Source organism: Nocardia colli, assembly GCF_008704205.1.
Lineage (GTDB): Bacteria > Actinomycetota > Actinomycetes > Mycobacteriales > Mycobacteriaceae > Nocardia > Nocardia colli.
In genome coordinates, this window is record NZ_VXLC01000001.1 from 1,158,152 (window position 1) to 1,180,476 (window position 22,325).

General features: G+C 68.6%; 18 protein-coding genes. 6 read left to right on the plus strand and 12 right to left on the minus strand.

Translation table 11 applies throughout. The annotated features are described in order from the left end of the window. Positions 1-52 precede the first annotated feature (52 nt). Positions 53-976 carry an NADP-dependent oxidoreductase gene (locus F3087_RS05460; protein ID WP_150400604.1) on the plus strand — a complete coding sequence of 308 codons (924 nt, stop codon included), beginning with the start codon at positions 53-55 and terminating at the stop codon, positions 974-976. A gap of 98 nt (positions 977-1,074) precedes the next feature. On the opposite strand, the gene F3087_RS45830 is transcribed toward F3087_RS05460, so the two are convergent. The 6 genes from F3087_RS45830 to F3087_RS05485 all read right to left on the minus strand — a co-directional run bounded on the left by F3087_RS45830 (position 1,075) and on the right by F3087_RS05485 (position 11,266). After that, positions 1,075-1,236, minus strand: coding sequence for a hypothetical protein (locus F3087_RS45830; RefSeq protein WP_191093775.1), 162 nt, complete (start codon positions 1,234-1,236; stop codon positions 1,075-1,077). A gap of 140 nt (positions 1,237-1,376) precedes the next feature. After that, a complete protein-coding gene (locus tag F3087_RS05465; protein WP_150400605.1) occupies positions 1,377-4,733 on the minus strand; it encodes an arabinosyltransferase domain-containing protein in 3,357 nt (1,118 codons plus the stop codon). Positions 4,734-4,748: 15 nt separating this feature from the next. Next, positions 4,749-6,617, minus strand: a complete 1,869-nt coding sequence (locus F3087_RS05470) for a glycosyl transferase (protein WP_150400606.1) — start codon at positions 6,615-6,617, stop codon at positions 4,749-4,751. 151 nt (positions 6,618-6,768) lie between these two features. Further along, positions 6,769-8,784, minus strand: coding sequence for a galactan 5-O-arabinofuranosyltransferase (locus F3087_RS05475; protein ID WP_150400607.1), 2,016 nt, complete (start codon positions 8,782-8,784; stop codon positions 6,769-6,771). A gap of 236 nt (positions 8,785-9,020) precedes the next feature. Further along, on the minus strand, positions 9,021-9,782 hold the full coding sequence (locus tag F3087_RS05480; protein ID WP_150400608.1) for a decaprenylphospho-beta-D-erythro-pentofuranosid-2-ulose 2-reductase: 762 nt from the start codon (positions 9,780-9,782) through the stop codon (positions 9,021-9,023). Next, positions 9,779-11,266: an FAD-binding oxidoreductase gene (locus F3087_RS05485; RefSeq protein ID WP_223884832.1), complete on the minus strand. Its 1,488-nt coding sequence runs from the start codon at positions 11,264-11,266 to the stop codon at positions 9,779-9,781. The genes F3087_RS05480 and F3087_RS05485 overlap by 4 nt, the downstream gene beginning before the upstream one ends. A 92-nt stretch (positions 11,267-11,358) precedes the next feature. Here F3087_RS05485 and F3087_RS05490 point away from each other — a divergent pair, with 92 nt between their 5' ends. Then, a complete protein-coding gene (locus F3087_RS05490) occupies positions 11,359-11,814 on the plus strand; it encodes a GtrA family protein (RefSeq protein WP_150400609.1) in 456 nt (151 codons plus the stop codon). 15 nt (positions 11,815-11,829) lie between these two features. Here the strand turns inward: F3087_RS05490 and F3087_RS05495 are convergent, their stop codons facing one another. From F3087_RS05495 to F3087_RS05505, 3 genes are all read right to left on the minus strand, one after another. Continuing rightward, on the minus strand, positions 11,830-12,459 hold the full coding sequence (locus F3087_RS05495) for a pyridoxamine 5'-phosphate oxidase family protein (protein ID WP_150400610.1): 630 nt from the start codon (positions 12,457-12,459) through the stop codon (positions 11,830-11,832). Positions 12,460-12,695: 236 nt separating this feature from the next. Continuing rightward, positions 12,696-14,882 carry a molybdopterin-dependent oxidoreductase gene (locus tag F3087_RS05500; RefSeq protein WP_150400611.1) on the minus strand — a complete coding sequence of 729 codons (2,187 nt, stop codon included), beginning with the start codon at positions 14,880-14,882 and terminating at the stop codon, positions 12,696-12,698. A gap of 145 nt (positions 14,883-15,027) precedes the next feature. After that, entirely contained in the window at positions 15,028-15,510 is a 483-nt protein-coding gene (locus F3087_RS05505) for a hypothetical protein (RefSeq protein ID WP_150400612.1), read from the minus strand. 315 nt (positions 15,511-15,825) lie between these two features. On the opposite strand from F3087_RS05505, the gene F3087_RS05510 reads away from it, so the two are divergent. Together F3087_RS05510 and F3087_RS05515 are read left to right on the plus strand one after the other, a co-directional pair. Continuing rightward, complete coding sequence (locus F3087_RS05510; protein ID WP_150400613.1) at positions 15,826-16,401, plus strand: DUF4282 domain-containing protein; 576 nt, start codon at positions 15,826-15,828, stop codon at positions 16,399-16,401. A gap of 244 nt (positions 16,402-16,645) precedes the next feature. Next, positions 16,646-17,494, plus strand: coding sequence for a helix-turn-helix domain-containing protein (locus F3087_RS05515; RefSeq protein ID WP_223884833.1), 849 nt, complete (start codon positions 16,646-16,648; stop codon positions 17,492-17,494). A 25-nt stretch (positions 17,495-17,519) separates the two neighbouring features. On the opposite strand, the gene F3087_RS05520 is transcribed toward F3087_RS05515, so the two are convergent. Beyond that, positions 17,520-17,945, minus strand: coding sequence for a MarR family winged helix-turn-helix transcriptional regulator (locus F3087_RS05520; protein ID WP_150400615.1), 426 nt, complete (start codon positions 17,943-17,945; stop codon positions 17,520-17,522). A gap of 85 nt (positions 17,946-18,030) precedes the next feature. Here F3087_RS05520 and F3087_RS05525 point away from each other — a divergent pair, with 85 nt between their 5' ends. Beyond that, positions 18,031-19,500 (plus strand): MFS transporter, encoded by a 1,470-nt coding sequence (locus F3087_RS05525; protein ID WP_223884834.1) that lies wholly within the window; start codon positions 18,031-18,033, stop codon positions 19,498-19,500. 70 nt (positions 19,501-19,570) lie between these two features. Here the strand turns inward: F3087_RS05525 and F3087_RS05530 are convergent, their stop codons facing one another. Together F3087_RS05530 and rfbA are read right to left on the minus strand one after the other, a co-directional pair. Next, a complete protein-coding gene (locus F3087_RS05530; protein WP_150400616.1) occupies positions 19,571-20,119 on the minus strand; it encodes a dTDP-4-dehydrorhamnose 3,5-epimerase family protein in 549 nt (182 codons plus the stop codon). 2 nt (positions 20,120-20,121) lie between these two features. Beyond that, complete coding sequence (gene rfbA / locus F3087_RS05535; protein WP_150400617.1) at positions 20,122-20,994, minus strand: glucose-1-phosphate thymidylyltransferase RfbA; 873 nt, start codon at positions 20,992-20,994, stop codon at positions 20,122-20,124. 236 nt (positions 20,995-21,230) lie between these two features. Between rfbA and F3087_RS05540 the strand changes: the two genes are divergently transcribed. Then, on the plus strand, positions 21,231-22,223 hold the full coding sequence (locus F3087_RS05540; protein WP_150400618.1) for an alpha/beta hydrolase: 993 nt from the start codon (positions 21,231-21,233) through the stop codon (positions 22,221-22,223). Positions 22,224-22,325 lie beyond the last annotated feature (102 nt).

Consider the following 22,325-nt stretch of genomic DNA (forward strand, 5'->3'; position numbering starts at 1 on the left):
GTTGGATAGTAGCCGAGCTTAGGTTTGTCGCAGTCGAGCAGTAAGGAAGAACATGCGTGCAGTGGTCGTCCGGCAGCCGGGTGTCGTCGAGCTTGCCGAGGTGCCGACGCCGGAACCGGGGCGCGGTGCGGTGCGGATCGAAGTCGCAGCGGCGGCGGTCAATCCGGTGGATCTGATGGTGCGGGATGGTGTGGGCGGCACCCTGTTTGCCGCCGACCGGGAGCAGTGGGGTGTTGGCTGGGATGTCGCGGGCACCGTCGACGCGGTCGGCGAAGACGTAGCGGGGTTCGAGCCGGGGCAGGCGGTGATCGGGATCAGTGATCGGCTCGATGTGTCGCTGGCGGCCCAGGCGGACTACGTCGTGCTCGATGCCGGAAATGTCGCTCCCGCACCGACTTCGGTGGACCCGGTCGCGGCCGCGACGATTCCGCTCAACGGGCTGACCGCGATGCAGGCGCTGGCCGCGCTCGAACTGCGGCACGGTGAGACGCTGCTTGTTACCGGCGCCGCCGGTGCGGTCGGGGGATTCGCGGTAGAACTGGCTGCGGCGCAGGGTATTCGGGTGATCGCGACAGCGGCTGCTGCGGATGAGCCGGCTGTGCGGGCCCTCGGTGCGACAGATTTCGTGCCGCGCACACGGAGTTTGCCGGATGCGGTTCGCGAGGTGGTGGCGGGCGGTGTGGACGCGGCATTGGATGCTGCGGCGCTGGGTCCTGCGACGTTGGCCGCGGTGCGAGGCGGCGGAAGGTTCGTTTCGGTGAGTGTGGCCGCGACGCCGATTCCGTTGCGCGGCACCACAGTAACGACCGTGCTGGTGCGTTCGGATCGCCGTCAGCTGGAGGAACTCGTGGCCCGGGTCGATGCGGGCAAGCTGACGCTGCGGGTCGCTGAGACGTTGCCGCTGGACGCCGTGGGGACGGCGCAGCGGCGGTTGGCGGAAGGCGGGTTGCGGGGGCGGGTGGTGCTGGTGCCGTGAGGCGCCGGGCGTGGTTCGCCCGTCAGATGGGGTGCGTGCGGTGGACTACCGGCGGGGCGGCCCTCGGCGGGCGCGGCCGGTAGTCGCTGGTGGGTTGCTCAGACCTTGGTCATACGCAGACCGAGTTCGCGGCGCAGGACCTCCTGGGAGGGGAGGCGGTCGAGGACGCGCAGCACCGCGGGGCGCAGTTCGCGTTGCTCATCTGCGGTGAGCAGACCGACGAGGTCACGCAGATCCATGTGGTCGAAAGCCGACGTCATAGTGCACAGGTTACGGATTTCTGTGGTTTTCGTCCTGCGATCCTGCGGTGTTTTTGCCGTCCAACCGGTCTGTTTACAACATCTTTGCGGCCCCGCAACACCGAACCGGCTGGTCCGGTGTCGCGGAACGGCAACGGCGGCTACCGAACCCGGATCGGATCGTCCTCGGCCAGCCCGGACCGCGTTTGCACCGTGACGCCGATCTCAGCCGGTTTCGCGCCCTTGTCATAAGGGGTGAACTTCTCCAGCGATCCCCAGTCGCGCGACCAGTCGTGATCGAGGTAGCTGGGGATGGTTTCGGACTTCAGCAGCAGCCCGGTCCAGCCGAGCGGCCCGCCGCCGATGTCGTCCTGCCAGGCATTGGACGCATCGGACCCGACCCGGTCGGGCAGGATCCGCCAGTTCGGCACCTGGGCGACGCCGTCGTGGTGATCGAACGGGCGCTGGCACGGGAAGGCGAGCCCGACGTGCCAGTCGAGCAACACCGGATTGTCCGAGCCGACAACGGAATTCAGCGTGGCCAGCTTGGGCAGCCGGGGCGGCGTGACCGCGAGCCACTGCTTCTGCGTGATGTCGTTGTCCACCGCGACCAGCCGCACCGCGTTCGCCTCGACCGGCAGCCGGTCGAGCGGCACCCGCAGGTTGCGCCAGGACGGCGCGGGTCCGATGTCGATCGGGTCGACCGAGCCGAGCTTGCGCACCGAGCCGTCCGCCGCCCGCACGCCGTATTCCAGGTGCAGCTCCTGGCCGTAGGTGACCACGCCGTCGGCGTCCACGTGCCGGATCCGGCCCGCCGCGGTGATGGCCAGCACCTGGTAGGCGGGGTCGTGGCGCATGCTGTCGGCCAGGTCGAGGTGATACCACTGAGAGGTCAGCGAGGCCTGGGTCTGCTCGTCCTCCTGGTAGCTGCCCATGATCGGCGTGGTCGCCGGGTCCAGCCCGAACGGCAGCGCGACGGTGCTGCCGTTGATGCCGGTCTGCGTGGTGGTACCGCCGCCGGTGCCCGCACCGGTGGTCTTGGTGGTCTTGTTCTTCGAGTCGGAGTTGACCGAGTTGGCCCCGCCGGACACGGTTTCATCCGCGTCGGCGGTGAGGTCGTCGGCGACCCCGTTGGGCGTGAATCCCTTCGACTCCGCGGCCAATCCGTCGGCGGGTGCGCCGGTGAAGGGGAGCAGCACCGAGTCGGCGGTGTCCGTCTCCACCAGCACCTCGTTCGCCAGCGCGCACGAATCTCCGGTCAACGACTGAAGATTCGACTTGGCCACCGAGTACGCGGGGTACTGCGCGACCGCCGCCTTGGCCAGCGACGCCACCTCGAACAGCACGAGCAGCGCCGCGGCGATGGTCAGCGGCGCGCTCGCGAACCGATCGAACCGGCGCGGCGTCGTGCGCGGCCGGCGATACGGCTCCCGATAGTGCAGCCACACCGCGACGATCAGCGCGACCCCGCTGAGCCCGAGGAACAGCGTGGAGAAACCCTTGCCCGCGAACAGCGGCGCCTTGTCCCACCACGGCACGCCGTAGCTGGACACGTACCACCAGCCGTTCGACCCGGTGAATGTCACCGCGAGCAGGAACAGCACCGCCGCCGCGAACAGCGCCCGGTTGCGCGGCGAGCGAATTCCCTCGCTGCCCACCGCGACCGCCGCCAGCGCGGCCAGCGATCCGGCCAGTCCCGCGTACACGCCGAAGTGGTGCGTCCACTTGGTCGGCGTGAACATCATCAGCACCAGCGAGGCGAACACGATGCCGAGGATCCGCACCGACGGCCCGCGCGAGGTGCCCGGGATGCGTCCCTTGCGCAGCACCTGCAACACGCAGACCAGCAGGCACAGCAGCATGACCAGCACACCGAACCGGCGCGCGAGCGAGCCGTCCGGCGAGAGCATCAGCAGCGAATCCCATCGGGTGCGTTCGTCGAACCAGGCCACGTTCGGCCCGACGATGGTGCGCACCCGGGTGGCTTCGAGCACGGTGGACAGCGTCTGATCGGCGAAAACCACTACCAGCACCAGGGTTCCGGCGGACAGGCCGGGCGCGAGCAGGGCCAGGTAGCGGAACAGCGTTGTCGCCCAGGACGGTCGAGTGCCGGACTTCGCCGCCGGAACACTCTTTTCGTCCGCGTCGTCGAGTCCCATTGCACCCGAGGGGCTTTCGGCCACCCCACCACCGACCGCGGGTACCACCCCGCGCGCCCGCTTGATGATGATCTGGAGCACCGGCCGCGATCCCGCGATCAACGCACCGATACAGATGAGCCCGGTCGGCCCGGCGGCCAGCGAGAACCCCGCGATCAGCACCGCGATCGCCGCGGGCAGCAGTCGCCCGGTGGCGATGGCGCGTTCGATCGAGCACCAGGTGAGCAGCGCGCCCGCCGCGATCAGCGGCTCGGGCCGCAGCCCGTTGTCGTAAGGCAGCCAGAACGCGAGGAACACCAGCCCGGCCGTCCACAGCGCGACCTTGTTCCGCCGTACCCGGGCACCCAAGCGCGGCAACACTTCCCGGCTGATCACCAGCCAGCAGGTGACTCCGGCGAGCAGGGCGGGCAGGCGCATCCACGGGCTGGCGTCGGAGAGCCGGGTCATCCAGGCGAGCACCTCGTAGGACCAGCCGAACGGCGCCTCCGGCACCCCGAACCAGCGGTAGTAGTTCGCCATGTACCCCGCGTGCCCGGAGGCGCGCGCCATGTTCAGGATGTAGCCGTCGTCAGAGGTGTTGGCGCCGATGAAGTGCCACAGCCCGAGCGTGCCGAGCACGACCGCGTCGGTCACGGTGAACCGCCACCAGTGCGCGGGCAGGAACCGGCGCGCCCGGCGCCGATCGCTGGTGTCGAGCAGGTGCAGGGCGAGCAGCGCGACGATGGTGAACACCACCGCGGCGATGATCGCGATCAGCTTCAGCACCGACGGCGAGGAGGAGAAGCGCGAGTCGATGTCGGCGTGCACCCGCGCGCCGTCCAGCCGACCCGCTTCGAGATCGGTGAACACACCGACCATCTGCGGCCGGATGTCCCGAGTCACGGTGTTGCGGAACGGCGTCCCGTCCTGCCGGCTCGCGCCGGTGATCTCGGTGGCCGTCGCGGCGGCCGTCGAGTCGACGGTGAGTGCGGCGCACCCGGCCGCGGTGATCTCGGCGACCGGCGCGGACAGCAGCGGCACATCGCGCAGCACCACCGACAGCGTGCCGTCGGCGACCGAGACCACCAGCCCGGTGGCGGTGGCCTGTCCGGACGAGACCGGCACGGTGGACAGCACCGTGCCCGAGCCCACCGCCTGGATCAGCGAGCACGGCAGCGTCGCGCTCAGCCGCAACGGCTGATACGACACCAGCGGCGCCTCGACACTGCTGAGCCCGGCCTGCGGCCAGTCCAGCGTGGCCTGGTCCTGCCGCACCGGCAACAGCGGTGTCAGTAGCGCCAGCACGAATCCGAGGAGCCCGGAGACGAGGGCGATCAGGCGGTAACGGGTGAACGCTCGAGTTGATCGGTCCGGTCGCACGGGGGTTGATGCTAGCTACCCCACCGCGCGAACATCCCAGACCCACACGCCATCGATCCGTGTCGGGCCGAAGCCGAGCAGCTGGGTCACGGTGCCGCGCAGCGTGTCGGCGTTCCTGGTCGGCGGCAGCACCAGCGCGTCGGCGTGCCAGAACTCCAGGTCGTCCCGGAACTCGACGCGGACCTCGTCGGTGATCGGCGGCACCGCGCCGGTGTCCTGCGCCTGCACGAGCAGCGCGGTGGTCGGCCGGAACTCGGGGCCGTAGATGCCCTTCTTCTGCGTGCTGGCCGGGCCGACGAAATAGCCGCCCGCGAGCGGGAAGTCGAAGCCGGCGTCGGTCTGCCAGCGCAGCGCGCCCGCGTCCATCGGCCGCGACGGCGGCACCATCACCACCGACCCGCCGCTCACGTAGTGGCTGACCGTGCCGTCGGCGAAGAACGCGGGCGTCGGCGGGCGCTGGACCACCGGCAGCGCCGTCGGGACCAACGGAACCAGGGCGAACAGCAGCGCGCCGAACCAGGCCAGCGGCCGCCAGTCGATCGGCGACTCGCGCCACCAGCCGATCGCCCGCTGGCTGGCCAGGGCCAGCACCGCCGCGATGGCCGGGATCGCCGCCATGGTGAGCCGGGTCTCCAGCACCGTGCTCAGCAGCGGGACGTGTTCGGCCCAGCGCCAGGGCAAGGCGATGCCGGTGTCGCGCTTGCCGAACATGGCGACCGCGCCGAGCGAGAGCACGCCGAACACCGCGATCACCACGACCGCGGCCCGCACCACCCGTTCGCGCCAGAGCAGCGCGGCGGTGGCGGCCAGCACCAGCAGCAGCGGCCAGCCGAAGTAGGCGTTCTGCTCGGTCTCGTTGATCGCGACGTACTGCCCGGGCAGGAACATCCCGCCGAGCGATTCGGACGGGAACTGGGTGATCGCCTTCAGGTCGTTGCCCATCGGGCCGTGATCGATCGAGCGGTAACTCTGCGGCCCGAAGAACTGCCACCACAGCGGAATCACGGTGAGCACCAAGGCGATCGATCCGGCCAGGACGATCGCCGGGGTGATTCCGCGCAGCACGCGCAGGCCCTGGCGGGGTGTGTGCAAGTAGTACACAACGGTGAACAGTCCGAAGGACAGCGCGAAGATCAGCAGCGGCTCCTCGCCGAGCGCGATCTGCAGCGCCACCAGAAATCCCAGCAGCACGGCATCGCGCACGCGCCAGCGCGGCGCACCGGCGACGGCGCGCCTGGCCATCCGGATCAACAGCCCGGCCATGATCGGAAGCAGAAGCAGCACAACGAAATTCGGATGCGCGTTGGCATGGGAGATCATCGCGGGCGCGAAACCGCAGAACAGCCCGCCGATCGCGGCCGCGCTCCTCGACTCGACCAGCTCGCGGGAGAACAGCCAGTACCAGGCCAGCGCGGTGGTGGCCAGGCCGAGCGTCAGCACCAGCACGAACGTGACGGTCGGCCCGAACAGCAGGGTGATCGGCGTGAGCGGCACCCCGACCCCGAACATGGCCGTGTTGGCCATCATGTTCACCCCGGCCGGGAAGTTCTGCAGCGTGGTGCCGAGCGGGTTCTCCAGATGCGCCACCGAATGCGCGGTGACCGCGAAGAACCATTCCCACATGGTCTGGTCCTGACCGCTCTTGATCAGGTATCCGCTCTGTGTGTTGCGCCACTGCCCGGACAGGACCACGATCGCCAGCGCGAGATAACCCACGGTCACGACGAAGTCGGACCGATTGATCCGGAGGCGGGGGAGTCGGCGCCGGCGAACGGGGGCCGGCGTCTCGGTGGTGTGCACGTCGGTCGCGGCCGGGGCTCTGTCCGCGATTCCTACCGCCGACCCGTCCTGCGTGCCCAGATCGACCTGTCGTGCCTGTACCACCTGCAAACAGCTCCTGTAACTAGCTTCAACTCAGCCGCCTACGCTACCCAAATAGGCTGTGTTATGCCTGGCAACGAGGTCTGGCGGTAGCACGAAAACAGGGCAGAAGCGCAGGTCGAGAAGCGCTTCTGCCCTGTTTTATTCGAGCTTGCTATCGGCGGACGGCCACCAGGGTGAACGGGCCGATATCGGTGGTGGTGAAGTGCGGATCGGTGAACAGATCCTTGGGGAAGGCGACGGTGTAGCGCTGCACGTTGGGATCGTTCGGGTAGACGTCCTTGGCCAGGCGCAGCGTGTAGGTGTCGCCGCCGTTGCGGAACAGGAAGGCGTCCGGAGCGCGCCACGGGCTGGCGGCCAGCGCGTCGAGCAGCGCGCCCGAGGTCTTCAGCTTGCTCCAGCCCTCGATGGTCGCGGCCCGGCCGGCGAAGTCGGCGAGCGGGTTCGCGTAGTGCGAGGTGAGCGCCTGGAAGCCGTAGTAGGGATAGAAGGACAGGAAGCTGGTGTCGGCGGTCAGCACCACGGTGTCCGAGCGCGGCCGTCCGGTCTGCGCGGTGATGGCCTTGTCCACCTCGCCGTACTGCGCGACCGCGGAGGCCGGGCGCTGGTCCGCACGGATGCCGTTGCCGTCGGTGTCGGTGTAGGCGGTGGTGATCTCCGGCGCCAGGATGTGCGGGATGTTCTGGGTGAACGCCAGCGCGCCGACGACGGCGACCGCCACGGCCGCGACGCGGAAGTTGGCCGGCTCGCCCAAGGCCTGATAGACGGCCCAGGCACCCTCGACGAAGCCGAACGCGCCCGCCGCGGCCAGCAGCACCAGCAGGACGGGTTCCAGCCGGAACGACAGCAGCGTGGTCCCGGCGGCGGTCGCCAGCATCGACAGCAGCGTCCACAGATAGATGGCCACCACGCCGATGCCCAGCGCCTGCGCCCGTCGCGACGAGGCCGCGCGCACCACCAGCCAGATGACGCCGACCAGGCACAACGCCCCGCGCAGCGAGAACTCCGCCATCGGCAGCGGCAACTCGGACCCGGACTCCGGCAGATAGTGGAACGCGGAACCGGACCGCGACGGAACACCGTGGAGCGCCTTCAGCAGAATCGGCAACCACACGATCAGCGCGACCAACGCGGCGATCGCGGCGATCACCACCAGCCGCGCCAACGGCGCGAACGCCGCCCGCCACGCCGGACCAGCCGGGCCGTCGGCCGTGCGCGCCCGCCGAGGATGACCGGCCGCGGACCGCTCCCGCACCGCGAGCCCGGCCGCCACCAGCCCGAGCAGCGCGACGGCGAAGGCGGCGAAGGCGGCGTACAGCGTGTAGAACGTCGCGGCCAGGCCGAGGAACAGTCCGGTGCCGATCACCGCGCCCCAACCGCCGGCGGTGGCCGAGGATTCCTCCGGCCGATGCAGCGCACCCCACGCCAATACCAGCACCGGCGGCAGCAGGATCACGATCACCGAGCTGTACGCCTCCGGCGCGGCATACGCGACCGTGAGAGCGGTGGTCGACGCGGCGACCGCGATCGCCCAGTCCGCGCGAATCAGCTTGGACCACAGCACAAGCGAGACCACCGCGGCGACCGCGATCGAGCCGATCGCGTACGGCTTGAACGCCTCCCACCCGTCCATCCCGAGCACGTTGGCGACCCGTCCGCCGATCCAGAACCATCCGGCCGGATAGAACGGCGGCAGATCCGCGTACGTCATGTCGTGCAGCGCCGCGGAATCGGTGAGCCGGGTCAGGTATTCGGTACGGAACTCCTGGTCCACCGACACCCCGAACAGGTACAGCTTGGTCGCGGCCAACGGCATGCCGAGGGTGAACGTGACGAACGTCGAAATGCCCACCCAGGACAGCAGTTTCGCCACCCACGGCCGAGCGAACCACTTTCCCGGCCGCATCCGCGTCAGCGCGATCGCCGCGACCACGAACACCGCGGCGACAACCTGCCCGACCGTGGTCAGCGCCCGAGTCACGTTGGAGGAGTTGAACGCCGGCCAGTGCACCAGCGAAAACGCGACGAGCCCCACGGCGGTCACCACGATGGCGACGAGCGCAGCGAGCACGGCCTCACCGACACCGGACCCGATGTGCGCGGCCAGCCGAGACCCGCGTCCGCGCACCGGAGCGGGCGTCGCGCCTTGCTCCTCGATCACGGCCGTCATCGACCGGCTCCGGCGACGTGCGAGGGGCACGCCGTGCTGCGGCATTCTCGGCTTACTCGCATGGCATCTCCGGGTTCACTCGGGCTGGGCATTCGCACGGACGATCGGCGATCATGCTGCCAGGTCCGGCGGCGGATGTGGCAACGCATGTCGTCGTGGCGAAACGAAAAAGCCGCACCTCCCGACCCACGCGACAGGTGCGGGGTCGGCTCGAGGTGCGGCTCCGGGGGAGAAACTCAGATGGGGAGCTTGCGGAAGATCGGGCGCGGAATGTGGCGCAGGATCATCATCACGTAGCGGAACGTACCCGGTGCCCAGATGAGCTCCTTGCCCTTCTGCGCGGCCGAAACCGCCAGCACCGCAATGTCTTCCTTGTCGACCGTGAGCGGCGCCTCTTTGACGTGCGCGGAGAACTTGGTGCGCACCATGCCCGGCCGGATCACCAGCACCCGCGGCCCGTGCGGGCGCAGCGCCTCGCCGAGTCCGAGGAAGAACCCGTCCAAGCCGGCCTTGGTCGAGCCGTAGACGAAGTTGGAGCGGCGGACCCGCTCACCGGCGACCGAGGACATGGCGATGATCCGCCCGAAGCCCTGCGCCTTCATCTTCTCGCCGACCAGCACGCCGACGGAAACCGATGCGGTGTAGTTGATTCCGGCGACCTGCACGGCCTTGCGCTGGTTCTGCCACAGCTCTTCCGGATCGCCGTCGAGGGCGAACGCGACGATGGCGATATCGATGTCGCCGCCGTCCCAGGCCGCGTCGATCACCTTCGGGTGGCCGTCGGTGTCGAGCGCGTCGAAGTCGATCAGGTCGACCTGGCTCGCGCCGGCCGCCGTCATCTGGGCGACGGCCGCTTCGCGCAGCGGGTCGTTCGGCAGTGCGGCCAGGACGATGCGCGCGGGCCCCTTCTTCAGGTATTCCGCGCAGATCGCCAGGCCGATCTCGGAGGTCCCGCCGAGCAGCAGGATGGCCTGCGGGTTACCTACGGCATTGATCACTGCAGCTCCAGCCTTCTCGCCATATCGGACATGAAAACGCCTGTGGGATCGACACTTCGGCGGATCTTGATCCACTCGTCGATCCGCGGGTACATCTTGTGGAAGGTCTCCGCGGTGGTCCGCGAGTCCTTCGCGGTGTAGAGCCGCCCGCCGAATTCCAGCACCCGCCGGTCCAGCTCGCTGACCAGCTCGTTGAGCCCCGGCTTGATCGGGAAGTCGACGCAGATGTTCCAGCCCGGCATCGGGAAGCTCAGCGGCGCCGGGTTGCTCGCGCCGAACAGCTTGAACACGTTGAGCGCCGAGTAGTGCCCCGACCCCTGGATGTCGATGATGATCCGCTTGAACTCCTCGACCGCCTCGGTCGGCACCACGAACTGGTACTGCAGGAAGCCGTTGGAACCGTAGCCCCGGTTCCACTCCGCGATCATGTCGAGCGGGTGATAGAACTGGGTCAGGTTCTGCACCTTGCCGGTGTAGTTGCCGCCCATGGCGTAGTACGCCTCGCCGATGGACCGCAGCGTGAGCTTGTTCATGGTCCAGTTCGGGAAGATGTCCGGCACCGTCATCAGTTGCGGCGCATCGAATTTCAGCGGCTTGCTGCGCAGGCGCTTGGGCAGTTCGTCGACCTTGGCCAGTCGGCCGCGGGTGATGGTGGCCCGGCCGAGCTTGGGCAGCGGGCTGATCACGTCGAACCACGCGCTGGAGTAGGTGTAGTTCGCCTCGCTGCCGTCGCTGTGCGCCGCGATCGTCTCGTCCAGCGTGGTGGTCTTCACGCCGTCGTTGAGGAAGTAGGCCGACTCGGTCGGCGTCATCTCGATGGTCGCGCGCAGGATGATGCCGGTGAGCCCGTTGCCGCCGACGGTCGCCCAGAACAGCTTGGCGTTGCGCTTCGGGGTGATGTGCTGCACCTGCCCGTCGGCGGTCAGCAGATCGATCGAGCGCACGTGGTTGCCGAAGCTGCCCTCGCTGTGATGGTTCTTACCGTGGATGTCGGAGGCGATGGCGCCGCCGATGGTCACCTGCCGGGTGCCCGGCAGCACCGGGACCCACAGCCCGAACGGCAGCGCCGCCTTCATGAGCTGGTCCAGGCTGACGCCGCCGTCCACGTCCACGATCCGCGTATCGCGGTCGATCCGGTGGATGTTGTTCAGCGCCGTCATGTCGATGACCAGGCCGCCGGCGTTCTGCGCGTGGTCGCCGTAGGAGCGGCCGAGGCCGCGCGCGATCACGCCACGGCGCAGCTGCGGGGGCTTCGAGTCATTGTCCTCGGCGACCATGGCCACAGCCTTGGCGATCAGTTCGGGATCACCGGTCGAGAGCACTTCGGATGAGGTTGGTGCGGTGCGACCCCACCCGGTCAACGTGCGGGTCTGCGTCGGCAATGCGAACGCGTTCCCGGCGTCGGCCCCAGCGTTTGTGACGGTGGTGCCGTTCTCGTTACCGGTCGTCGTGGTGGCGGTCGGAGCTTTCGTGGACATCGGCATAGAGGCTACAGGTATGACCGGACATCCGGTCGATGTCGCTTACTCCGGAGTAGTGATCTACGTATCGGTTTAGCGCCCGCTACGCTCGTCGCGTGCATGCCGAACCCCACCTGCCGCTCCCGGCCGAGCTCCCCCTGGTCGACGAGCCGGGCGGTACCGACGTCGACCTGAAGACCCAGATCGTCCGGTTCACCCTGACCGGCGGCCTGTCGGCGATCGTCGACTTCGGGCTGTACAGCCTGCTGTTCAACCTGCTCGGGCTGCCCCGTGAGGTGGCCAAGTCGCTCAGCTTCATCGTCGGCACCACGACGGCGTACCTGATCAACCGGCGCTGGACCTTCCAGGCCCCGCCGAGCCGGGCCCGGTTCATCGCCGTGGTGATCCTCTACGCGGTCACCTTCGCCGTCCAGGTGGGTATCAACGCGGTGCTCTACGAGGCGCTGCCCGACGCCGTCTGGCGTCAGCTGCTGGCCTTCGTGATCGCGCAGGGCACCGCCACGGTGATCAACTTCGTGGTCCAGCGCCTGGTGATCTTCAAGATCCACTAGCCGCCGCGGGCCGGGTCAGTGGGGGACCAGTGCTCCGGATCGGTCGCCGCTCTCGGCCTTGGCGCCGAAGTAGTCGCCGCCCTTGGCGCGGACGTTGTCGGTGCCCCAGTCGCGGCGCTCGCGCTCGGCGGGCACCAGGTGCGGGATGTGCTTGCGGCAGTGGATGTAGGCCTCTTCGATGTCGACCACCACCCAGCGTTCGGCGGTGCGGCCCTTGAGGTTCTCCGGGAGGCCGGGGGTCGACTTGCGCAGGGTGGCGTCCGGGATGATCCGGGCCGAGCCGTTGATGTGCAGGCCGATCAGATCGCGGACGAAATCGATGAGCAGGATCCCGACGTGCGGGTTCTCCAGGATGTTGCCCAGGCTGGCCAGCACGCCGTTGCCGCGGTATTCGGGGTACGCAATCGTGCGTTCATCGATGACGTGCAGAAATCCGGGCTCGCCCGCGCGGAAGCTGGAATCGCATTCGCCGTGCTTGTCCGAGGTGGCGATGAAGGCCATCTCCATCCGGCCGATGAATTCGATCATCGTCGGATTCAGCTGCTCCAGCACCTGGTCGTTATAGAAGCGAGCAGCTCTTTCCTGCGTGCCGTACCGCTCCTGTAGCTCGTGCTCGCCGTCGCTGCCGCACTGTGTACCGGGCATCTTCGCCACCCTCTGGTCGCCGGAATCCGGATCCGCGCGGGTCGACGCTGAGCTCGCGACTAAACCGAAATCCTGTCCATTTTAGTCCGTTCGGCCTGGCAAAAACTGTGAAACCAACGTTGAGAATGCACCGAATGCGTAGTTAGCGCAAGGGATTCCGGGTTTCGACAACAAGCCGACCGGCCGGGATGATTACCCGGACGGCCGGCTCGATCCGCGCGCGGTCGGCGCGTGCCTCACGCCGGGTTCAGTGTCACCGGGACGCCGTTGAAGATGGCGTTGCCGGAGGGCACGTCGACCACCGAATCATCGGTCAGCACATTGGCATTGACGCCGGCGTGCTGCCGGGCGACGGTCTGCGTGCTGTCCGCGTGGCCCCAGCCGTGCGGCAGGCTCACCACCCCGGGCATGATCGTGTCGGTCGGCTCCAGCGGCACGGTCAGCGTGCCCGCGGCGGACTTCACCACCGCGTGCTCGCCGAGGCCGAGCCGGGCCACATCGGCCGGATTGATGTGCAGCGTACAGCGATTCGAGCCGCTCACCAGCTGGCCGATGTTGTGCATCCAGCTGTTGTTCGACCGGAGCTGGCGGCGCCCGATCAGCACCACGTCCGGCGCGAGGTCGGCCAGCCGGGCCCGCATCCTGGACACGTCGTCGAGCAGCGGCTGCGGCGCGAGGTCCACCCGCTTCGACGCGGTCCGCAGCGCCTCGGGTAGCCGCGGCTGCAACGGGCCGAGGTCGATGCCGTGCGGGTTGTCCAGCAGCACTTGCAGATTCAGTGTTCCGCCGTTCCACTCGCCGTAGGGGCCGAGGCGCAGCATCAGGTCGAGGCGCTGTTCGGTGGTGTCCAGGCCCACCAATTCGGCGCGCCGCTCGGGCATTCCGGCCTTCTGCAACGTGCCCGCGATGATCAGCTCGTCCACGCCGGTGAGCGGGTCCACCCCGTCCGCGCTCTCGTGCGGCATGCCGGAGACCGCCGCGGCGAGCCGGGCCAGCACCCCCGATTCCGAGGGCCGATCGCCGAGCGGGACCAGCGGGCGGGAGTACCGCGCGTAGTTGTGCACCGCGAACTGCAACAGGGCGAAGTCGTAGTGCGGCGACTGCACCGGCCGCGGCGGCGGCAGGATGACGTCGGCATGCCTGGTGGTCTCGTTGAGGTAGCGATCGACGCTCACCATGAAGTCGAGCTGGGCGAACGCGGCGTCGAGGCGGGCGCCGCTCGGCGCGGACAGCACCGGGTTCCCGGCGACCGTCACCAGCGCGCGGATCTGCCCCTCGCCGGGGGTGAGGATCTCGTCGGCCAGGGTGGCGACCGGCAGTTCGCCCATCGCCTCGGGTAGTTCACGGACCCGGCTGGTCCAGCGCCCGAGCCGGAACGGCCGGCTGCGGGTGATCCCGCCCGCCGCCGCGCTGGCGAACATGGCGCCGCCGGGACGGTCCAGATTGCCGGTCAACGCGTTGATCGCGTCGACGAGCCACTGGGTGATGGTGCCGAATTCCGCTGTGCAGGTGCCGATTCTGGCGTAGACCGCCGCGGTCGGCGCGGCGGCGAGTTCGCGGGCCAGCCGAATCACCGTCGCCGCGGGTATCCCCGTGCGCAGGGCCACCGAGTCCGGGCTGAATGCCGCTGCGGCCGTGCGCAGTTCGTCGAGCCCGTCGACCTCGACCCGGACGTCGGTGAGCTGCTCGGCGAACAGCGTGTGCACGATGCCGAACAGCAGATACGCGTCGCTGCCCGGCCGGATGAACAGGTGCTCGTCGGCCAGCTTCGCGGTCCGGGTGACCCGCGGGTCGACCACCACGAACCGGCCGCCCCGGCGCTGCAATGCCTTCAGTCGCCCGGGGAAATCCGGTGCGGTGCACAGCGATCCGTTCGATTCCAGCGGGTTCGCGCCGAGCATCAGCAGAAAGTCGGTTCGGTCCAGGTCCGGCACCGGCACGGTCAGCGGATCGCCGAACATCAGCCCGCTGGCCACCTGCTTGGGCATCTGATCGGCGGTGCTGGCGGAGAAAAGGTTCTTGGTGCTCAGTGCACGCAGTAATACGGGCACGTACAGCGCGCCCGCCACGGTGTGTGCGTTCGGATTGCCCAAATAGGCTGCCGCGGCCTGTTTTCCATGTTCGGCGATGACCGCCGGGAAACGTTCCGCGATGAGATCGAAGGCGTCGTTCCAGGACGCGGTCCGCCAGGTATCGGTCGCGCGATCGCGAATCATCGGCTCGGTCACCCGATCCGGATCTTCGTCGAGGGTGCCGAAACTCGCCCCCTTGGGGCAGAGGAAGCCCTTGCTGAACGGATCCGCCTTGTCGCCGCGGACCGAGGTCACGTGGTCGTCGGCATCGAGGGTGATTTCGAGTCCACACACGGCCTCGCACAGCGGGCAGGTGCGCAACAGGTTGCGGGAATCCGTGATGGGAGCCATGCCCCATCCTCCCGCGTCGGCGCTGTGCTGAAAAGAGAACGGGCGATTTGCGGTGGACCGCTCAAAATAAAACGACCGATACCGTCGGCGTCAGCCGGATATCGGTCGTGGTGGCCGGGCGGAGGGCCCGGCCGTCGTCAACTACTCAGCAGGCGACGCTGGTCAGCTGCGAGCCCTTGCGGGCGGTCGCGGCGCGGACGGCGGCGCTGATCGCGACGACCGGCGGGACCCAGCGGGCCTCGGCGGGGGCGACGCTCCAGCAGGCCGAACCGGCCGAGAGCTGGGTGGGCGGCAGCGGGACGCCCGCGCCGTCGGTGTAGACAACGGCACCGGCGGCGGTGAGCGCCTCGAGTGCCATGGCGGCCTTGCGGACGCCGGTGACCAAGTGGATCTCGCGACGCTCGGCGCCGGGCAGCTCGATGACCGGCCCGGACAGGTTGTTCGCCCGCAGGAAGCGGCGAACTTCGCCGGCCAGCTCGCCGCTGACCTCGATGGCGGAAAGGTCGTCATCGGTGATCAGGCAGAGACCGTTGGCCGTTTCTGCGACCGTCCATCCGCGCTGGGTGTAGTCCTGCGCAGCGGCGGTCATTGCGGCCGCCGAGACGGAAGTCGGAAACGTGGTGCGCACTGTTCTCTCCATTCCCCGGTAGATCTGGGTCCTGCATCTTCATGGGGCGTATCGGTGCGGGCTGTCCGCAGTGTTACGCGATCTTCAAAACTTCTTCAGGACTGTTGGCTACGTCTCTTTCAGCCGTGCTTGAAAGCAAATTGCTATGACGTTGCTCGAACTGTCCAGGACTTGTTGTCCCGCCGCTACTTTCGGCCGCTGACCTGTTCTTTCGCTGTGCCGTTCCGGTGAGACGGCTGTGGATGATGGGACTCGTGTGGTCGCGGCGAGTTTCTCGGCTGGCTCGGATGTGCGATTACGGGGAGGATTTCGACCATGAGTGATGAGTCCAACGGCACCGGCAGGGGAAGTGAGCTGCCGAACCCGGAGGAGTACGAAGCCGAATCGCGGTGGATCACTTGGAAGGAATCGGCCGCGCGCCGATTCTCCCGGACCGCCGCCGTCGCCGAGGAACCGCCGCCGGAGCCGTTCGAGAGCCCGCGCGCGTTCGGTCAGTGGAGCGTCGAGGCGGCGCGCGGTCTGCTCGATGTGCAGTTCCGCCGCACCGCGACCCGCACGCTGCTGCCGCTGGTCTACATCCTCGGGCTGGTGTTCGCCTTCGCGGTGCCGATCGCGCTGACCGTGTCCATGTGGCGGGTCTCGGCGGTGCTGGGGGTGCTCGCGGCGCTGATCGGGGTGCCGCTCGGGCTGACCATCGCGGCCGCGGTGCGGCTGATCCTGGAATTCCTGGCCAACGCCTCGCGCCTGGCGACCCGGATGGAGCACATCAGCGAGCTGGCCGACGATCTGTTCCAGGCGTTGTCCGATGTCGCGGAGCCGGTCAACCAGCTCTCCGAAGACGTTCGCGCGGTGCAGTTCTGGCGCTTCCGCAAGGGCGGCTCGCGCAGGTAGCGAACCGAAACGCGTCCCGCCAAACCCTTTTGACGTTGCGAGGCCAACGGCCTAGCTGCGCCACCGATCGTGACCTTTGTCCGATTCGCTGTGAAACAATGCTGTTTGGATGCCGGGGTATCGACGAGCGGCATCTGGTAGGGATGGTCGCCATGACGAACTCGTGACGGGTTCGGTGCGACCGGCGCACGGCAACGAGGGGGGAACAACCATGGCTTTACCGGCGGGGACCACTGGGTCGACGATGCCGAGACGGCAGCTGGGGCGGCACCTGCGGGATCTGCGTAATCGGGCGCGGATGACCACCAGGACGGCCGCGCAGCAGCTGGAATGGTCGGAGGCCAAGATCTGGCGGATCGAGACCGGCCAGACCTCACTGCGCAGCCTCGACGTCGAGGCGATGTGCAAGGTCTACGGCGCGCCGACCGACCTGATCGCACCGCTCACGGCCTTGGCCAGGGAGACCAAGGCGCGCGGGTGGTGGACCGCCTACGGCGACGTGATCGCCGAGGGCTACGAGGTCTACATCGGCCTGGAGGAGGCGGCCTCGCGGCTGTCCACCTACGAGAACGAACTGGTGCCCGGCCTGTTGCAGACCGAGGCCTACACCCGCGCGCTGCTGCGCGCCGCGCGACCGGAGATGCCGGCCAACGAGGTCGACCGCCGGGTGCAGCTGCGGATGGCGCGGCAGACGTTGGTCACCCGCCCCGATTCGCCGATGCACCTGGACGCGGTGATCAGCGAATCGGTGCTGTGGCGGCGGATCGGCGGCGCCGAGGTGGCCGCCGGACAGCTGGAGCACCTGCGCCGCATGTGCGACCTGCCGAACGTCCGAATCCGCCTGGTGCCACCGGATTCCGGCTACCACGAGGGCATGGACTCGGGCCGGTTCGTCATGCTCGAGTTCCCCGAGCTGCGGGTCGGCGAGCAGCCCGAACCGCCGGTGGTCTACGTCGAGGCCTTCACCGGTCCGGTCTACCTGGACAAGGAAAACGAAATCGACCGGTACCGCAAGGCTTTCGCGAGCCTGGGCGCGGTCGCGGTGGACGCGCGCGCGGGCATCGAAGAGGCCCGCGGCAGCTGCAGCGTGTGATCGCGACGCCGGACGGCGTTGCGGGTCAGCACTTTTGGCCGGGCGAGCCCCAGGTCTCGGTCAGTACCGCGCGGTGGGTGGGCAGCGCGCGGTCGTAGACCTCGCGCCCCTTCTCGGTGAGGCAGACGAACACGGCGCGGCGATCGTCGGTGCACATGGTGCGCGACACCAGGCCGTCGCGTTCGAGCCGGGCCACCGCGCGCGAGAGCGCGCTCTGGCTCAGGTAGATGTCGTTGGCCAGATCGCTCATTCGATAGTCGCCACAGTTGGCGTCGATCAGCCGGTCCAGGGTCTCGAACTCGCTGAGTCCGATCTGATGCTGTCCCTGTAGCGCTTTTTCCAGTGCGCAACTCACCGTCGCGTGCCGGTCGAGCAGCTCGCGCCACTCGCCAATCAGCCCGGTCTGCGCGACGGTGCGGCGGGCTGTCTCGATTGTCGACGGGTTCGACATGGCCCCATCCTAGTGATCGAGGGACGTCTATGCAACTGCATTAAATGTGTTGGCATTTAATGCGCACGCATGTAACGTATCCCGCATGACTTCACCAGCAACCCTGGCGGCCGCTTCCGCGACCGATCCGACCAGATGGACTACCCGCCTTTGGGGCATGCTGATCACGCTGTGCATCGTGCTGTTCCTCGACGGCCTCGACGTGTCGATGATCGGGGTGGCGCTGCCGTCCATCGGCAACGAACTCGATCTCTCGACCTCAACCCTGCAGTGGCTGGTGAGCGGCTACATCCTCGGCTACGGCGGCCTGCTGCTGCTCGGTGGCCGCACGGCCGACCTGTTCGGGCGCCGCAAGGTCTTCCTCATCGCGCTGGCGGTCTTCGCCATCGCCTCGCTCGCCGGTGGTCTGGTGAGCTCCGGACCGCTGCTGATCCTCACCCGGTTCATCAAGGGCCTGGCCGCCGCGTTCACCGCGCCGACCGGTCTGTCGATCATCACCACCAACTTCGCCGAGGGCCCGGCCCGCAACAAGGCGCTGTCCATCTACACCGTGTTCGGTGCCGGTGGCTACTCGTCCGGCCTGCTCTTCGGCGGCCTGATGACCGGCGTCGGCTGGCGCTGGACCTTCCTGCTGCCGGTCCCGATCGCGCTGGCCGCGCTGGCCGCCGCGTGGGTGCTGGTGCCCAAGGACAAGCCCGCCGAGGGTGGCGGTCACGACCTGTTCGGCGCGCTGCTGTCCACCTCCGCCATGCTGCTGCTGGTCTACACCGTGGTCACCGCGCCGGAGGCCGGTTGGGCCTCGGCCCGCACGCTCGGCTCGTTCGCCGCGGTGCTGGTGCTGTTCGCCGGATTCATCGCGGTGGAGAAGCGGGTCAAGCACCCGCTGGTCCGGCTCGGCATCCTGCGCAAGGTGTCGCTGGTGCGCGCCAGCCTGGCCATCGTCGCGGTCGCGGGTTCCTACTTCAGCTGGCAGTTCATCGTGACCCTGTACATGCAGGACACCCTGGGCTGGTCGCCGTTGAAGCTGTCGATGGCGCTGCTGCCGGTCGGCCTGATGGTCGCGCTGTCGGCGGTCTTCTCGGACAAGCTGGTCGACCGGTTCGGCACCGGCCCGATCATCGGCGTCACCATGGCCGTGATGGCCGTCGGCTACCTGCTGTTCCTGCGGCTGGACACCGATCCGTCGTACTGGACCATGCTGCTGCCGGCGATCATGCTGATCGGCATCGGCTGGGTCGGCTTCCCCGCCATCAACATTCAGGCGACCAACGGGATCGACGACGACGAGCAGGGGCTCGCGGCCGGCGTGCTGCAGACCTCCATGCAGGTCGGTGCGGCCATCGTGCTCGCGGTGACCACCGCGATCATCGCGTCGGGCACGCACGGCGACACCTCGCCCACCGCGATGCTCGACACCTACCGGCCGGGTCTGATGTTCGCCGCGGCGGTCTCGATCGTCGGTGCGCTGGTTGCGCTTTCGGCCTTCTTCGGCAAGCGCGGCAAGCAGGCCGAGGTGGCCGCGAAGCCGGAGCCGGAGCTGGAACTCGTCGGCTGACCCCGCACAGCTGACGCAAGAAAGGCGATGGGCACCACCGAACGGTGGTGCCCATCGCCTTTTGCCGTGTTCAGGAAAAGGGCGGCGCCGCAGTGTCTTTCGCCGAGCGGATGAAGGTCAGCGGGCTGCCGTCGCGTCCGACCGTCGGCCAGTCGATACCCAGCCGCGGATCGAAAGCGTCGATGTCCCGGTCGAATTCGGGCGTGTACTCGAGCGAGCACAGGTAGGTGACGGTGGAGTCGTCCTCCAGCGAGAGGATCGCGTGCCCCAGACCCTCGGACAGGAACATCGAGCGCCGATCCACGTCGTCGAGCAGCACACTGTCCCAGCGGCCGTAGGTCGGCGAGCCCGGCCGCAGATCGACCACCACGTCGAGAAACGCTCCGCGCACACAGGTTACGTACTTCGCCTGCCCCGGCGGATCCTCGGTGTAGTGGATGCCGCGCAGCACGCCCGCCGCCGAGACCGAACAGTTCACCTGCCGCAGATCGAACGCGCGGCCGGTGGCCTTCTCGAACTCCGAGGCCTTGAACCCCTCCAGAAACATGCCGCGCCCGTCGCCGAGCTGCCGCGGGGTGATCACCCAGGCGCCGGGCACCGCGAGTTCCCTGAACTCCATGCTCACCAGTCCCGGCCGCGTTCGAGGATGTCGAGCAGGTAGCTGCCGTAGCCGGAGCGGGCGAGCGGTTCAGCCAGCTTGCACAGCTGTTCGTCGTCGATGAAGCCCATCCGCCAGGCCACCTCCTCGGGCACGCCGATCTTGAGGCCCTGCCGTTCCTCGATGGTGCGCACGTAGTTGGCGGCGTCCAGCAGCGAGTCGAAGGTGCCGGTGTCCAGCCACGCGGTGCCGCGGGCGAGCACGTCGACGCGCAGCCGATCCTGTTCCAGGTAGGCCCGGTTGATGTCGGTGATCTCGTATTCGCCGCGCGCGGACGGGCGCAGCGTGCGGGCGATCTCGAGCACGTCGTTGTCGTAGAAGTACAGCCCGGGGATGGCGTAGTTCGAGCGCGGGGTCTTCGGTTTCTCCTCGATCGACACCGCGCGGCCGTCGGCGAACTCGACCACGCCGTAGGCGGTCGGATCCGACACCCGGTAGGCGAACACCGCGCCGCCGTCGATCCCGGCGAAGCGGTTCAGGGTGGTGCCGAGGCCGGGGCCGTGAAAGATGTTGTCGCCCAGCACCAGTGCCGCGTCGTCGGTGCCGATGTGGTCGGCGCCGAGCACGAAGGCCCTGGCCAGTCCGTCCGGCTCGGGTTGCACCACGTAGCTGATCGCGAGGCCGAACTGCGCGCCGTCGCCGAGCAGCCTGCCGAACGCGTCCGCGTCCTCGGGCGTGGTGATCACCAGGATGTCGCGGATGCCGGCCAGCATCAGGGTGGACAGCGGGTAGTAGACCATGGGCTTGTCGTAGACCGGGACCAGCTGTTTGCTGACCCCGCGTGTGATCGGATGCAACCGGGATCCGGTGCCACCCGCCAGGATGATTCCCCGCATGACCAGGAGTCTGCCATTCGGGGCGGTGCTCGGCGTCGGCGAGGTTCCGAGTGCTCGTCGAATTGATTACGGAATCGGCGTTCGCGGTTTCGGGAGCCGCCGATTCGGTGATTCTGTTGCTTAGGTCACACAGCGCATGGTGTTCTGAAACGACACTGTGTGAGATGTCAGCGCCGACAGCTCGCCTGGGACCCTCGGTCGTGGCTCGGCGCGCCAGTTGGTGAGGTAGGTGCGCGATGGCAGCGACCAGCGTCGGCGAGCCCGGCAATGTGATGAACCCGGAAAATCTGAGTGCTCCCGCGCGCCTGGTGCTGGCGGCCTGCCTGGGCGTCGTCCGGCCGGCCTTGCGCGCGGCGCCGATCACCCGCGCGACCATCCCGATCGGCGCGCTCGCCATCGACACCTTGGCCAGGTTGCGCCCGGAGCCGCCGGGCATCGATCGGGAGCAGGTGTCGCTCAACGGTTTCCGGATGGAGATCCTGCGCCCCGCAGGCGCGGCCAGGGCACTGCGGCACGGTGCCCTGCTGTACATGCACGGCGGCGGATTCGCGGTCTGTGGGCTCCGTACCCATCGGCCGGTCGCGGCGAGCCTGGCGCGGCGTACCGGGCTGCCGGTGGTGAACGTCGACTATCGGCAGCTGCCGAGCAAGCGGATCACCAATTCGGTGGACGACTGCCTCACCGCCTACCGCTGGCTGTTGCGGCACGGCGCGGACCCGAGCCGGATCGTCTTCGCCGGCGACTCCGCCGGTGGCTACCTGGCTTTCGCCACCGCGTTGCGCGCGATCGAGGTGGGTCTGCCCGCGCCGGCCGGACTGGTCGGATTGAGCCCGCTGCTCGATCTGGACTACGCGGCCAAGCGAACTCATGTCAACGTCCGGCGCGACCCGTACATCCCGCTGCTCGCGCTGGAGGCGGTGGTGCGCATCGGCGCGGAGATCGACGGCAAGCTCGATCCGCTGCTGTCGCCGGTGAACGGGATCCTGGCCGGCCTGCCGCCGGTGCTGCTGATCGCCGCCGAGGACGAGGTGCTGCGCTACGACTGCGAGCTGATGGCGCAGCGGCTCACTGCGGCGGGCGTGCCGAACGCGGTGGAGCTCTGGCGCGGCCAGGTACACGCGTTCATGAGCATCGCGCCGAACCTGCCGGAGAGCCGGGCGGCGCTGGCCCGGGTGTCGCGCTTCGTCCGGGCACGGATCGAGGAGGGCCAACAGGCGCGGACCGCGTAAGCGGCCCGGCCTGTCCAGGCGAGCCCCGTTCCGCTTGTGGCCGGGACGGGGCTCGCGCATGCCCGGACACGACGAACCCCGCCCGGCCGACGGCCGAGCGGG